This window comes from Bradyrhizobium sp. HKCCYLRH2015 (assembly GCF_051168215.1).
Taxonomy (GTDB): Bacteria; Pseudomonadota; Alphaproteobacteria; order Rhizobiales; family Xanthobacteraceae; genus Bradyrhizobium.
This window is the reverse complement of sequence record NZ_JBNPUO010000003.1, coordinates 195,160-209,601: the sequence shown is the minus strand read 5'-3', so window position 1 is coordinate 209,601 and position 14,442 is coordinate 195,160. Positions and strand designations below refer to the sequence as shown.

8 protein-coding genes are annotated in these 14,442 nt (G+C 66.3%); 4 read left to right on the top strand and 4 right to left on the bottom strand.

Translation table 11 applies throughout. From position 1 onward, the window contains the following. Window positions 1-18: 18 nt before the first annotated feature. The 4 genes from ACQR1H_RS08955 to ACQR1H_RS08940 all read right to left on the bottom strand — a co-directional run bounded on the left by ACQR1H_RS08955 (window position 19) and on the right by ACQR1H_RS08940 (window position 6,295). Complete coding sequence (locus ACQR1H_RS08955) at window positions 19-1,518, bottom strand: phosphomannomutase/phosphoglucomutase (protein WP_434907430.1); 1,500 nt, start codon at window positions 1,516-1,518, stop codon at window positions 19-21. Window positions 1,519-1,709: 191 nt separating this feature from the next. Beyond that, on the bottom strand, window positions 1,710-2,210 hold the full coding sequence (locus ACQR1H_RS08950) for a TIGR02281 family clan AA aspartic protease (RefSeq protein ID WP_316183297.1): 501 nt from the start codon (window positions 2,208-2,210) through the stop codon (window positions 1,710-1,712). A 161-nt stretch (window positions 2,211-2,371) separates the two neighbouring features. Beyond that, entirely contained in the window at window positions 2,372-4,846 is a 2,475-nt protein-coding gene (gene hrpB, locus ACQR1H_RS08945; RefSeq protein WP_434907429.1) for an ATP-dependent helicase HrpB, read from the bottom strand. Window positions 4,847-4,975: 129 nt separating this feature from the next. Beyond that, window positions 4,976-6,295, bottom strand: coding sequence for a UDP-glucose dehydrogenase family protein (locus tag ACQR1H_RS08940; RefSeq protein ID WP_316216741.1), 1,320 nt, complete (start codon window positions 6,293-6,295; stop codon window positions 4,976-4,978). A gap of 151 nt (window positions 6,296-6,446) precedes the next feature. Between ACQR1H_RS08940 and ACQR1H_RS08935 the strand changes: the two genes are divergently transcribed. The 4 genes from ACQR1H_RS08935 (at window position 6,447) to ACQR1H_RS08920 (ending at window position 14,366) form a co-directional block, all read left to right on the top strand. Beyond that, window positions 6,447-7,499 carry an acyltransferase family protein gene (locus tag ACQR1H_RS08935; RefSeq protein ID WP_316216742.1) on the top strand — a complete coding sequence of 351 codons (1,053 nt, stop codon included), beginning with the start codon at window positions 6,447-6,449 and terminating at the stop codon, window positions 7,497-7,499. Window positions 7,500-7,781: 282 nt separating this feature from the next. Further along, window positions 7,782-10,859 (top strand): DNA polymerase I, encoded by a 3,078-nt coding sequence (gene polA, locus ACQR1H_RS08930; protein WP_316239324.1) that lies wholly within the window; start codon window positions 7,782-7,784, stop codon window positions 10,857-10,859. Between the two features lie 675 nt (window positions 10,860-11,534). Further along, window positions 11,535-12,509, top strand: coding sequence for an IS110 family transposase (locus ACQR1H_RS08925; protein ID WP_434907314.1), 975 nt, complete (start codon window positions 11,535-11,537; stop codon window positions 12,507-12,509). Between the two features lie 657 nt (window positions 12,510-13,166). After that, window positions 13,167-14,366: a glycosyltransferase family 87 protein gene (locus tag ACQR1H_RS08920; RefSeq protein ID WP_316239325.1), complete on the top strand. Its 1,200-nt coding sequence runs from the start codon at window positions 13,167-13,169 to the stop codon at window positions 14,364-14,366. Window positions 14,367-14,442 lie beyond the last annotated feature (76 nt).

Below are 14,442 nucleotides of genomic sequence, written 5' to 3'. Positions count from 1 at the left end.
GATATCATCGACGCGGCCTCAGATCGTCTGGTTGTAGGCGCCGACTTCGGGATGCGTCCGCAGCACCTCGTTGACCGCCTCGAACATGTCGTGCATGCGCCGCTCGGACACCGGGCTTTCGACCACCACCACGAGTTCGGGCTTGTTCGATGAGGCCCGCACCAGACCCCAGCTGCCGTCTTCGACCGTGACGCGGACGCCGTTGACGGTGACGAGATCGCGGATCTGCTGCCCCGCCACCTTGCTGCCCTGCTGCTGCAGCGCCTGGAAGTGCTTCACGACGGCGTCGGCGACGCCGTATTTGACCTCGTCGCCACAATGCGGCGACATGGTCGGCGACGACCAGGTCTTTGGCAGCGCGTCCTTCAGGTCGGCCATCGACTTGCCCGGCGCGCGGTCGAGCATCTCGCAGATCGCGATCGCCGAGACCAGGCCGTCATCATAGCCACGGCCGAACGGCCTGTTGAAGAAGAAGTGGCCGGACTTCTCGAAGCCGGCGAGCGCTTTGAGCTCGTTGGTGCGGCGCTTCATGTAGGAATGGCCGGTCTTCCAATATTCGGTCTTCGCGCCCTGCGCCTGCAGCACCGGGTCGGTCATGAACAGGCCGGTCGATTTCACGTCCACGACGAACTGCGCATCCTCGTGGATCGCCGACATGTCGCGCGCCAGCATCACGCCGACCTTGTCGGCGAAGATCTCCTCGCCGGTGTTGTCGACCACGCCGCAGCGATCACCGTCGCCGTCGAAGCCAAGGCCGACATCGGCCTTGTGGGCGAGCACGGCGTCGCGAATGGCGTGCAGCATCTCCATGTCTTCGGGATTGGGATTGTATTTCGGGAAGGTGTGATCGAGCTCGGTGTCGAGCGGGATCACCTCGCAGCCGATCGCCTCCAGGACCTGCGGCGCAAACGCGCCCGCGGTGCCGTTGCCGCAGGCCGCCACCACCTTCAGCCTGCGCTTCAGCTTGGGCCGGTTGGTGAGATCGGCGATGTAGCGCGCAGGAAAATTCTCGTGGAACTGATAGGAGCCGCCGCCGGCGTTCTTGAATTCGGCGTTGAGCACGATCTCCTTCAGCCGTGTCATCTCCTCGGGACCGAAGGTCAGCGGCCGGTTGGCGCCCATCTTCACGCCGGTCCAGCCATTGTCGTTGTGCGAGGCCGTCACCATGGCGACGCAGGGCACGTCGAGCTCGAACTGGGCGAAATAGGCCATCGGCGTCACGGCAAGGCCGATGTCGTGCACCTTGCAGCCGGCGGCCATCAACCCGGAGATCAGCGCGTATTTGATCGAGGCGGAGTAGCCGCGGAAATCATGACCGGTGACGATCTCCGGCTTCACGCCGCGTTCGGCGATCAGCGCGCCCAGCCCCATGCCGAGCGCCTGCACCCCCATCAAGTTGATTTCCTTGTTGAACAGCCAGCGCGCGTCATATTCGCGGAAGCCCGTCGGCTTCACCATCGGCTCGGATTCGAAGGCGTAGGTATTGGGAACCAGGACGGGCTTGGGTTTCGGAAACATCAGGAGACGGCCTCGGGAAATCACATCAACGGAAGAATGCAGTCGTGCCTGATACGACGTCGGACGACAATGGCAGAAGGCAGATGAATGCAGGCAACAATCAGGCGGGACCGCCCCGTCCGCTGAACCAATCCGCCTGCCGGTATATGGGGGCCGTCACTGCATGCACCAAGATGCGGTGAAGGCGCAGCCTACTGCTCCAACACCATCTGGCCGTTGGCGTAGGCGAAGCGCTTCAGCTTGGACAGGAACGACAGGCCAAGCAGGTTCTCCGACAGCGCGGTATCGGGCAGCACCAGGGCATCGACGTCGCGCACGGTGAGCTCGCCGAGCTCGACCATCGCGAGCCTGGCGCGGGCCGCCTTCACGGTGCCGTTCGCCGTGGTCACGGTGGCGGTGTAGTCGCCGCGCGCCGGACGGAGGCCGAAGCGGGCGGCCGAACTCTCGTTCAGCGCGACCATCGAGGCGCCGGTATCCACCATGAAGCTGATGCGCTGACCGTCGATGCGGCCGTCGGCGCGGAAGTGACCGCGACGGTCGGTCGGAATGCTGAGGCTGCGCTGGCCCGCGGCAGAGGATTCCACCGTGGCAACCCGCGCGGACGGTGTCGCGGATGCCGACGCGGGGGTCAGGCGATCGGCCAGTTGCGCCATGAAAGTGCCGAGACCGACGAGAACGGCCGCAAAGATCATTATGTTACGCATGACGCAAACGCCCGACTTTACCCCGCAACCGATTTGACCATCAAAGCCGCTGACGGGCGACTGCGAGTGACCGGCTGCCGCCGCCATTTTGGCGAAAACGATGAGTGAAGCGTTAACGACAACGACGGCGGCGGTACAATTTGCATGAGCTATGTCCCCCGCGGCTTGGCCCGCCGGGTCGGCTCGGCATGGGCGGGATCGTCGGGCCAGGGATGGCGCGGATAGCGGCCGCGCAGATCGGTGCGGACCGCGGCATAGGAGCCGCGCCAGAAGCCGGGCAGATCGCGCGTCACCTGCACCGGCCGCTGCGCCGGCGACAGCAGCTCCAGCACCAGCGGCACCGCGCCCCGCGCGATCGAGGGATGGACGTTCAGGCCGAACAGCTCCTGCAGCCGGACCGCGATGGTGGGCCCCTGCTCAGCCTCGTAGTCGATCGCCAGCATGGTGCCGGTCGGCGCCTCGAAATGGGTCGGCGCCTCCCGGTCGAGCCGGGCGCGCAGATCCCACGGCAGCAGCGCCATCACGGCATCGGAGACGTCGCCGGGCGAGGCGTCCTTGAGCGAGGTCTTGTCGGCCAGCAGCGGCACCAGCCACTCCTCCCGCCGCTCGGCGAGGCCCGCGTCCGACAGGTCCGGCCAGCTGTCGCCCTCCGCCTTGCGCAGGAAGGTGACGCGATCGCGCCATTGCCTGGCGGCCTTCGACCAGGGCAGCCGGTCGAGCCCGGCCGCGCAGATTCCTTCCGCGAAGATGCGCGCGGTCTCCTCCGACGGCGTCAGCGCGACCGGCGCATCGGCCATGGTGATCGCGTGCAGCTTGCGCTTGCGGCGCGCCCGCAATGCCATCGCGCCATGATCGAAGCTGACCTCGTCCTTGGCTTCGATATGCGCAGCGAAGTGGCGCTCGATGTCCTCGATCGCCAGCGGGGCCGCCAGCAGGATACGGCCGCTGGCCGCCGTTCCCGTCAGCTCACCGACCGCGATATAGGGCACGCGCGCCAGCGACGAGGTTGGGTCGACGGCAGCGCCGCGGCCATTGGCGAGCACGAAGCTGCCATTGCCGCGATTGCGCGCCACCCGGTCGGGAAAGGCGAAGGCGAGCATCAGGCCGGTGGAGATATCCGCTTCTCCGGCGGGGGCGGACGCGGACGACACCTGCTGCGCCCACCGCCGCGCCAGGTCGCGGGCACTTTGCGCGCGCGGCGAGCGGTCGCGGCGGAACTGATCGAGCCGCACCTCGAGATCAACGCTGTCGCCGCCCAGCCCGCGCTCGGTCAGGATGGCGGCGATGTCGGCGGCCTGCGCCGCCGCGCCGTGGTCGGCGGCATCGACGATCATCCGCGCCAGCCGCGGCGGCAGCGCCAGCGCCCGCAGCCGCCGGCCCTCGTCGGTCAGCCTGCCATCGGCATCGAGCGCATCGAGCTCGCGCAGCAGGTCCCTCGCCTCCTTCCAAGCCGGTTGCGGCGGCGGATCGAGGAAGCTCAGCGTGGAGGGGTCACTGACACCCCATTGCGCCAGATCGAGGACCAGCGAGGACAGGTCGGCGCTGAGAATTTCCGGCTGCGTATAGGCCGCCAGCGAGGCCGTCTGCGGCTCGTCCCATAACCGGTAGCAGACGCCAGGCTCGGTGCGGCCGGCGCGGCCGCGGCGCTGATCCACGGCGGCGCGCGAAGCCCGCACCGTCTCCAGCCTGGTCAGGCCGATGTCCGGCTCGTAGCGCGGCACCCGGGCGAGGCCGGAATCGACCACGATGCGCACGCCCTCGATGGTCAGCGAGGTCTCGGCAATCGAGGTCGCCAGCACCACCTTGCGCTGCCCCTTCGGGGCGGGCGAGATGGCGCGGTCCTGCACGGCGGAATCGAGCGCGCCGAACAGCGGCACGATCTCGACGCTGGCATCGTGGACGCGCTCGGCCAGCATGGTCTGGGTGCGCCGGATTTCGGCGGCCCCCGGCAGGAACGCCAGCACCGAGCCCGCGTCGGCGCGCAGCGCCGCGGCGATCGTCTCGGCCATCTGGCGTTCGACCGGCGCATCCGGCTTGCGGCCGACATAGCGCGTCTCGACCGGATAGGCGCGGCCTTCGCTCTCCACCACCGGCGCATCGCCGAGCAGGCTGGCGACGCGGGCGCCGTCGAGCGTCGCCGACATCACGAGGATGCGGAGATCCTCGCGCAGCCCCTGCTGCGCATCGCGTGCCAAAGCGAGGCCCAGATCGGCATCGAGCGAGCGCTCGTGGAATTCGTCGAACAGCACGGCGGCGACGCCGGTCAGTTCGGGATCATCGAGAATCTGCCGGGTGAAGATGCCTTCCGTGACGACCTCGATGCGGGTTGCGCGCGACACTTTCGAACCGAAGCGCACGCGATAGCCGACGGTCTCGCCGGCACGCTCGCCGAGCGACTTCGCCATCCGCTCGGCGCTGGCGCGGGCGGCGATCCGGCGCGGCTCCAGCACGATGATCTTGTTGGTCCCGATCCACGGCGCATCGCGCAGCGCCAGCGGCACCCGGGTCGTCTTGCCGGCGCCAGGCGGCGCCACCAGCACGGCGGTGTTGCTGCGCTCGAGCGCGCCGGACAGTTCGTCCAGCACGGCATCGATGGGCAGCGGTGTGTCGAAGCGAAGCGGCAATCGTCGAACCCGTCATTGCCCGCGAACGCGGGCAATCCAGTAAACAGCGATCTCGCGGACGACGAAGATCGGGCGTACTGGATACCCCGCCCTCGCGGGGGATGACAACGCCATGTCACGCACGCCGCATCACGCGCCCTTCACCGACGGCCGGCCCACGCTCTCGTAGACGAAACCGTGCGCCGCCATCTCATCCGGGCGGTAGACGTTGCGCAGGTCGACGACGACCGGGCTCGCCATCACCTCCTTGAGGCGATCGAGGTCCATGGCGCGGTACTGCACCCATTCGGTCACCAGCACGATCGCATCGGCGCCCGTCGCGCACGCATAGGGATCGTCGTAATAGGCGATCTCCGGCAGCTCCTTCTTGGCCTGCTCGATGCCGACGGGATCATGCGCGCGCACCTTGGCGCCCATGTCGAGCAGTCCCGTCACCAGCGGGATCGACGGCGCCTCGCGCATGTCGTCGGTCTCCGGCTTGAAGGTGAGGCCGAGCACAGCGACTGTCTTGCCGCGCAGATTGCCGCCGACGGCATGCGCCACCTTGCGCGCCATCGCACGCTTGCGGTTGTCGTTCACCGCCAGCACCGATTCGACGATGCGCAGCTGCGTGTCGTAGTCCTGCGCGATCTTGATCAGCGCACGTGTATCCTTCGGGAAGCACGAGCCGCCGAAGCCCGGACCGGCATGCAGGAACTTGGAGCCGATGCGATTGTCGAGGCCGATGCCGCGCGCCACCTCCTGCACATCGGCGCCGACCTTCTCGGCGAGATCGGCGACCTCGTTGATGAAGGTGATCTTGGTGGCGAGGAACGCGTTGGCGGCGTATTTGATCAGCTCGGCGGTGCGGCGCTCGGTGTACATCATCGGCGCCTGGTTCAGCGACAGCGGGCGATAGATGTCGCCGAGCACCTTGCGGCCGCGCTCGTCAGCGGTGCCGACGACGATGCGATCCGGCCATTTGAAATCGCGGATCGCGGCACCTTCGCGCAGGAATTCCGGATTGGAAGCGACGACGACATCGGCCGATGGGTTGGTCTCGCGGATGATGCGCTCGACCTCGTCGCCGGTGCCGACCGGCACGGTCGATTTGGTCACGACGACCGTGAAGCCAGTGAGCGACGCGGCGATCTCGCGCGCTGCGGCATAGACGTAGGTGAGGTCGGCGTGACCGTCGCCGCGCCGCGACGGCGTACCGACCGCGATGAACACGGCGTCGGCTTCCGCGACCGGCTGCTTGAGATCGGTGGTGAAATCGAGCCGCTTGGCCTTCACGTTGGCCGCGACCAGCGCATCCAGCCCGGGCTCGAAGATCGGGATTTCTCCGCGATGCAGCGCGGCGATCTTGCTCTCGTCCTTGTCCACGCAGGTCACCTGGTGACCGAAATCGGCGAAGCAGGCACCGGACACCAGACCCACATAGCCCGTGCCGATCATCGCAATTCGCATCGAAACCCATCCTTCAAGGTTAATACTTTCGCGTCTTAAACCATTTGCGGTTCAAGGGGAATTTAGAAAACGGCATGACGTTTGGATGACAGAGAGGAGTATTAACGGCTCTGCCCGACAATGCGGCAGCTCCGCGCCAAAGAGGGACAGCATGACCGCGAATGGTACGCCGAAAACGGCCGGAACCGAGACGCGCATCGACTGGGTGGACTACGCCAAGGGTATCTGCATCATCATGGTGGTGATGATGCATTCGGTGCTGGGCGTCGAGCTCGCCGCCGGCGAGACCGGCTTCATGCACGCCTTCGTCGCCTTCGCCAAGCCGTTCCGGATGCCCGACTTCTTCCTGATTTCCGGCCTGTTTCTGCCACTGGTCATCAACCGCGACTGGCGCACCTATCTCGACCGCAAGGTCGTGCATTTCGCCTATTTCTACGTGCTGTGGGTGACCATCCAGTTCGGCTTCAAGGCGCCCGGCTTCGCCGCCGCGTCCGGCTGGCCGCACGCCGGCTATATGTATCTGGAATCCTTCATCGAGCCGTTCGGCACGCTGTGGTTCATCTATCTGCTGCCGATCTTCTTCGTCGTCATCAAACTGACACGGAGGCTGCCGGCGCCGGTGATCTGGGGCATCGCGGCCGGCCTCGAAATGGCGCACATCGTTACCGGCTGGACCGTGATCGACGAATTCTGCGCCCGCTTCGTCTACATCTATTCGGGCTATCTGTTCGCGACCTACATCTTCGCAGTGTCGGACCGGGCCCGCGCGCAGCCCATGCTCGCGATCATCGGCCTGCTCGCCTGGGCTGTCATCAACCAGTCGCTGGTGAACCTCGGCGTCAGCGAGTGGCCGGCTGTCTCCCTCATGCTCGGCTATGCCGGCGCCGTCGCCATCATCATCGCCGGCACGCTGCTGGCGCGCGCGCAGCTCCTCAACGCATTGCGGTTCTGCGGCGAGCATTCGATCGTGATCTATCTCGCCTTCTTCCTGCCGATGGCGGCGACGCGTACGGTGCTGCTGAAGACCGGGATCATCACGGACATCGGAACGATCTCGCTGCTCGTCACCATCGCCGGCGTGCTCGGCGCGCTCGCGATCTGGCGCCTCGCGCTGCGTACCGGCGCCCGCTTCCTGTTCGAACGCCCGATCGCGTTCTGGATCGCGCCGCCAAAGCCGAAGGCTGTGTTGCAGCCGGCGGAGTAGCCACATCCATGGTGTCGTCCCGGGCGAAGACCCGGGACCCATAACCGCCGTCCTCCATGTGAGGCACGCTGTGGCTCCAGCATGCCGCCTCATCACCGCCTGGGAGTGTAGGTCCCGGGTCGGCGCCCCGCCAGCGCTTCGCGCCGTCGGGGCTTGCCTGGGACGACAGCGGAGTTTTTGGCGCGAGCACGGCTCACAGCCGGCGCCGATTTGCGTGGGGAACGCGCCGGATTCTGCCGTTCCGAGGGTGTCAATCCCGGCCAAATTCCCTACATTGCGGCCATGCCCAAAGCTCCCCAGAAAGCCGCCGCCACGCCCGCCGCCCCTGTGCCTGCCGCCGCCAAGAATTTGGCGAAGGGCGCGGCCAAAGGCGATCATGTGTTCCTGGTCGACGGCTCGTCCTACATCTTCCGCGCCTATCACGCGCTGCCGCCGCTCAACCGCAAGTCCGACGGTCTGAATCTCAATGCCGTGCTCGGCTTCTGCAACATGCTGTGGAAGCTGCTGCGCGACATGCCCGAGACCGACCGGCCGACGCATCTGGCGATCGTGTTCGACAAGTCCGAGGTCACGTTCCGCAACAAGATCTATGCCGACTACAAGGCGCACCGGCCGCCGGCGCCCGACGACCTGATCCCGCAATTCGCGCTGATCCGCGAGGCGGTCCGCGCCTTCGACCTGCCGTGCCTGGAGCAGTCGGGCTTCGAGGCCGACGACCTGATCGCGACCTATGCGCGGCTCGCCTGCGAGCGCGGCGCCACCACCACCATCGTGTCCTCCGACAAGGACCTGATGCAGCTCGTCAACGACTGCGTCACGATGTACGACACGATGAAGGACCGACGCATCGGCGTCGCCGAGGTGATCGAGAAGTTCGGCGTGCCGCCGGAGAAGGTGGTCGAGGTGCAGGCGCTGGCCGGCGATTCCACCGACAACGTGCCGGGCGTGCCCGGCATCGGCATCAAGACCGCGGCGCAGTTGATCACCGACTATGGCGACCTCGAAGGCCTGCTGACGCGCGCGGTCGAGATCAAGCAGCCGAAGCGACGCGAGGCTTTGATCGAGAACGCCGAGAAGGCGCGGATCTCGCGCCAACTCGTGCTGCTCGACGACAAGGTCGCGCTCGAGGTGCCGCTGGACGATCTGGCCGTCCACGAGCCCGATCCGCGCAAGCTGATCGCCTTCCTCAAGGCGATGGAGTTCTCGACGCTGACGCGACGCGTCGCGGAGTATTCGCAGATCGATCCGGCGGATGTGACGGCGGATGAGCAGTTGAAAAGTGGCGCAGGCACTGCTCCCTCCGTTCCCTCCCCCCTTGTGGGGGAGGGTCAGGGAGGGGGGCGCTCCACGAGCGGTCCCTCCGGAGCACCCCCCTCCCCAACCCTCCCCCACAAGGGGGGAGGGAGCCCTCGCACCGGAGATCCGCGGATAGACAAGTCCGCAATGAGCAAGGGCACGCCCGCTGGTCTCGCCGAGACCAGGGCGGAGGCGGCCAAGAGCGCGCGGATCGATCGCGACAAGTATCAGACTGTCCGCAGCCTGCCCGAGCTGAACGCCTGGCTGGCGCGCGTGCACGATCTCGGCCGCGTCACGATCGATGTGAAGGCCAGCTCGATCGACCCGATGCAGGCGAGCCTGTGCGGCCTTTCGCTGGCGCTGGCGCCGAACGAGGCCTGCTACATCCCGCTGGCGCATCGCCAGGCCGGCGATGGCGGCGGGTTGTTCGATGCCGGGCTCGCGCCCGACCAGATCAAGGAGAGCGATGCGCTTGCGGCGCTGAAGCCGATCCTCGAAACGGCCGGGCTGCTGAAGATCGGCTACAACATCAAGTTCCTCGCCGTGCTGCTGGCGCAACACGGCATCATCCTTGCGAATGTCGACGACATCCTGCTGATGAGCTACGCGCTCGACGCCGGACGCGGCTCGCACAAGCTCGACTCGCTGGCCGAGCATGTGCTCGCCCACGCGCTGCTCAGCGAGAGCGAGCTGATCGGCAGCGGCCGGAACAAGCTGACCTTCGAGCAGGTCGCAATCGATCGCGCCACCGCGCATTCCGCGGAAGCCGTCGATGTCATCCATCGGGTCTGGCGCGTGCTGAAGCCGCGCCTCACGGCCGAGCGCATGACCGCCGTCTACGAGACCTTGGAGCGGCCGCTGGTCTCCGTGCTCGCACGCATGGAGCGGCGCGGCATCTCGATCGACCGGCAGGTGCTGTCGCGCCTCTCCGGCGACTTTGCCCAGACGGCGGCGCGCGTCGAGGCCGAGCTGCAGGAGCTGGCCGGCGAGCCGATCAATGTCGGCAGCCCCAAGCAGATCGGCGACATCCTGTTCGGCAAGATGGGGCTTTCGGGCGGCACCAAGACCAAGACCGGCGCCTGGTCGACATCCGCATCGATCCTCGATGACCTCGCCGAGCAAGGCAACGATTTCGCGCGCAAGATCCTGGAATGGCGCCAGGTCTCGAAGCTGAAATCGACCTACACCGATGCGCTGCCGACCTATGTCAATCCGCAGACGCATCGCGTGCACACCACCTATGCCCTGGCGGCGACCACGACGGGACGGCTGTCGTCGAACGAGCCGAACCTGCAGAACATCCCGGTCCGGACCGAGGACGGTCGCAAGATCCGCCGCGCCTTCATCGCCGCACCCGGCCACAAGCTGGTGTCGGCCGACTACTCGCAGATCGAGCTGCGGCTGCTGGCGGAGATCGCCGACATTCCCGTGCTGAAGCAGGCGTTCAAGGACGGGCTCGACATCCACGCGATGACGGCCTCGGAAATGTTCGGCGTGCCGATCAAGGACATGCCGAGCGAAGTCCGCCGCCGGGCCAAGGCGATCAATTTCGGCATCATCTACGGCATCTCCGCCTTCGGCCTCGCCAACCAGCTCGGCATCGCCCGCGAGGAGGCTTCGGCCTACATCAAGCGCTATTTCGAGCGCTTCCCCGGCATCCGCGACTATATGGACGAGACCCGCGAGTTCTGCCGCAAGAACGGCTATGTCGTCACGCTGTTCGGCCGCAAGTGCCATTACCCGGAGATCAAGGCGTCGAACGCCTCGGTCCGCGCCTTCAACGAGCGCGCCGCGATCAACGCGCGGCTGCAGGGCACGGCTGCGGACATCATCCGCCGCGCCATGACGCGGGTGGAAGAGGCGCTGGCGCAAAAGAAGCTGTCGGCTCAGATGCTGCTGCAGGTGCATGACGAATTGATCTTCGAGGTCCCGGACGACGAGGTCGCGGCAACTCTGCCGGTCGTGCAGCACGTCATGCAGGACGCGCCGTTCCCGGCCGTGCTGCTGTCGGTCCCGCTGCACGTCGACGCACGCGCGGCTGATAATTGGGACGAGGCGCATTGAGCTGATAACACGGCGCCCTCCTGCATCATCGACGGTTGGTGGAGGCCTCGCTGTATCGCCGCCCCCTTCTGTCGTCCCGGCCTTGAGCCGGGATCCATACCCCCAGGGAATGGTTTGAGGCGCACTGGTCATTGGCCCTTTGCCCGACACGACCGCCGCGGCGTATGGGTCCCGGATCGGCGCCGTGCCGCGCTGGCGCGCGTCACGGCTTGTCCGGGACGACAGCGGGGCGAGAAGACGCATTCACGTTTCAAACAACTGACGACAGAATAAGGACAAGGCTTTGCATTCTCGCGGCACATCGTGCCCGAGGCTTGCGAGCAGTCGGCCCTTTTGCAACGGCGCAAAGGGCGCAGGGAAGGCCGGGCCCCGACTGAGGCCCGTGGCCCGCCTGCGAAAAAAATGCAGGCGGCAGGTACCACAGGTTCAGCCGGACAGACCCGGCCCTCCCTGCGCGATGGGTTGAACGTCTGCTCCGCGCTCTTGTGTGTTCGAAACCTGCCAGAATGTGCGAACGGGCGGTTCTGACCAACCGCCCGTCGCTGGATCTGAGCCCGATCGTGCTCAAAGGCCCTAGAGCCTGTCGGGGAGCGTGGGACAGGTCCGGTGTCTTCCTTCAACCCGAACAGTTGCACGGGCTTCGAGCCCGCACCTTGCAAGGAAGGGAGCTGGATGATGGCACAGAATGATCTCGTTGTCGCGGGTGTCGATGTCGCCAAGGATAAGGTCGATGCTTGTACCCGAGCGCCCGGGTCCAAGCAGATGTTTGAAAGGACGAAGGAAGGCCAGCGCGACTTCGTGGCGTGGCTGCGCCGGCACGGCGTCACCAAGGTCGTGATGGAGGCCAGCGGCGGCTACGAGCGGGAGTGGGCCAAACTGGTGCGAGCCGCCAAGATCGACGTTCGTATCGTCGATCCAAAGCGGGTGCGGAGCTTCGCTCAATCGGCCGGGCGCCTGGCCAAGAACGACAGTATCGATGCGGACACGATCGCCTGGTTCGCCGAGACCTTCAACGAAGCTGCGGTGCAAGCCTACGATGCCGCCCGAGAGAAGCTTCAGCAGATGGTCAATGTGCGCCAAGCGACGAAAGATATGCTGGTCAGACTGAAGAACCAGGGCGAGCATAAATTGCCTGTAGAAGTACAGCGTCTGCATACGCGCATCGCCAAGGCGATCAGCGCCGAGCTGGCCGAGCTCGAGGCAGAGATCTCCGCCCTGATCGAAAGCACGCCGCATTTTGCGGAGCTCGCCGAGATCATCGAAAGCGTTCCGGGCATCGGCCGCACGACGTGTGCTACGCTGATAGCAACCATGCCGGAGCTCGGCCAGACCAGCGACAAAGCCGTCGCGGCGCTGCTGGGTGTTGCGCCGTACGATGATGACAGTGGCCGGCGTCGCGGGGATCGGCACGTCAAGGGCGGACGCCGCAGAACTCGCAACACATTCTACATGGCCTGCGTGGGCGCCGCGACGCGGTGCAATCCAGTCCTGAAGGCCTTCTACGAGCGCCTGCTCGCCCAAGGTAAGTTGAAGAAGGTCGCGCTGACCGCCTGCATGCGCAAGCTGATCTGCATTCTCAACGTCATGGTCAAACGCTGCCAAAAGTGGAATCCGGCGCTCCACGTTGTGAACGGGTCGAGCGCCTCATAGCCGCTCGGGCTCCGCCCGAGCGCACGCCAAGCCAACAGACCGGCGAGCGGACGGGGTCAAGGCCGTCAGCCGCCGAAGGCGGTGGCGCGCCTTCGCGCCAGCCTTGAGGCCGGCCGATCACCGGTCTACAAAAAAGACAGTTGCTCCCCGGGGACCGGCTTGTTTGCCCCCGTCACCAGCGCGACACGTGATGTCACGCAGGCTTGGCGCCAGCTTCGGGGCGCCAGGACCACACGGCTTGAACGTCCGCGAGCTGCCAATCGTCCAGCGCATCAGCACCTGACAGGCCCGCGGCCACCGCTCCCCGCCTCTACGTATCGTGACGACGCGTACGCCCCTCTGCATGAGGACGGGATGCACGGATCAAACCATGGTTTCGGAAAAATAGCAACAAGAAAGTTTTGGGGCGAGAACGTTGCTTGATGCGGCGGCGACGCCGGCCCCCAACCGAGGTCACTCGGCCCCCGCGGCGATTTTACCTGTCGTTAGGCACGATGAGATCGCGCCTGGTCATCCGGACGACCGGTAACACGGCGTGCAGCGTGCCCTGGCAGAGTTGGAGGGGCACCGCGTGCGCGTGATCGCGTGACGGCATCGACCAACCCTACGCCACGACTGCGCCGATGGCGCCGAACACCCTGGCCTCGACAGGCTCCCATGACCGCGATCTCATCCGCAGCCCACCCCGAGATGCGCGACCGGCGCGCGCTGCTGATCGTGCTGGCCGCGCTCGTGCTCTACAATGGCGCCTATCTCGTCAGCTGGGCGCTGTCCTCGCCGCAGCCGGCGTTCGGTGACTTCTTCGGCCTGTGGTCGTTCGGCAAGTATGCCGCGCTGTCTGGCGCCGGCATCTACGATCCTGTCGCGCTCGCGCGCTACCAGCAGACGCTGGATCCCGCCCTCGGCGGCGGCGGATTTCCCTATCCTTACCCGCCGACCTTCCTGCTGGCGTTGATCCCACTGGGGATGCTGGCGCTGCCTGTCGCCTATGTCTCTTGGATCTCGGTGACGTTCGCGCTGCATGGCCTGGCGACGCTCGGCCGCGACTGGCGCTCGCTGTCGGGCCTTGCGCTGCTCGCCGCGCCGACGACGCTGATCAACGCGATCACCGGCCAGAACGGTTTTCTCTCGGCGGCCTTGCTGATCGGCGGACTGCGCCTGCTCGCGCGCCATCCCGTCATTGCCGGCGTCCTGCTCGGCCTGCTCGCCTACAAGCCGCAATTCGTGCTGTTGATGCCGGTCGTGCTGCTGGCGTCGCGCAACTGGCGCGCCATCCTGTCGGCCATCGCCACCACCGTGATCGTCGCGGTCGTTACCAGCGCTGCGCTCGATCCGTGGATCTGGCTCGAATGGATCGTGAAGTTTCCGAGCTATCAGGCGCAATTGCAGGCCAACCAGCCCAGCCTCGATCACATGATGCCGACGGTCATCGCCGGCCTGCACACGCTCGGCGCGCCGCCGCCGATCGGCTACCTGGTTCAGCTGCTGTTGTCCTGCTCCATCGTCGTGATGGTCTGGGATGCGTGGCGACGCGGCTCAACGCAGCAGGCGATCGCGCTGGTCGCGGTCGGCAGCATCATCGCCACGCCCTATGCGATGATCTATGACATGCCGATGGTGGCGGCGGGGATCGCGATCCACTGGAAGGCGCGGAGCGACGCCGGAGAGCCGATCGCGCCGCTGGAGATCGGCGTGGTGATCGCGCTGGGCGCCTGCCTGCTCGCCATGATCGGGCACTCCGTGCCGCTGGTAGCGGCCATTCTGCTGGTGCTGCTGGCGTTGAGCATCGCCGGTGTGTTCGACCGCTCCGGCAGACGGCTGCCGGCGCTGAACGCCGCGCCGCCGCCGGCGGGCTGATTGCTCTCGGTGCAATCGATCGGATGACGATGCGTGATCGTCCGCGCTAAAGCAGGCGGCAGAGATCCCGATCATC

Coding starts and splice junctions, on each gene's coding strand:
- ACQR1H_RS08955 (WP_434907430.1), bottom strand. CDS start 1,518: ATGTTTCCGAAACCCAAGCCCGTCCTGGTTCCCAATACCTACGCCTTC.
- ACQR1H_RS08950 (WP_316183297.1), bottom strand. CDS start 2,210: ATGATCTTTGCGGCCGTTCTCGTCGGTCTCGGCACTTTCATGGCGCAA.
- ACQR1H_RS08940 (WP_316216741.1), bottom strand. CDS start 6,295: ATGCGAATTGCGATGATCGGCACGGGCTATGTGGGTCTGGTGTCCGGT.
- ACQR1H_RS08935 (WP_316216742.1), top strand. CDS start 6,447: ATGACCGCGAATGGTACGCCGAAAACGGCCGGAACCGAGACGCGCATC.
- polA (WP_316239324.1), top strand. CDS start 7,782: ATGCCCAAAGCTCCCCAGAAAGCCGCCGCCACGCCCGCCGCCCCTGTG.
- ACQR1H_RS08925 (WP_434907314.1), top strand. CDS start 11,535: ATGGCACAGAATGATCTCGTTGTCGCGGGTGTCGATGTCGCCAAGGAT.
- ACQR1H_RS08920 (WP_316239325.1), top strand. CDS start 13,167: ATGACCGCGATCTCATCCGCAGCCCACCCCGAGATGCGCGACCGGCGC.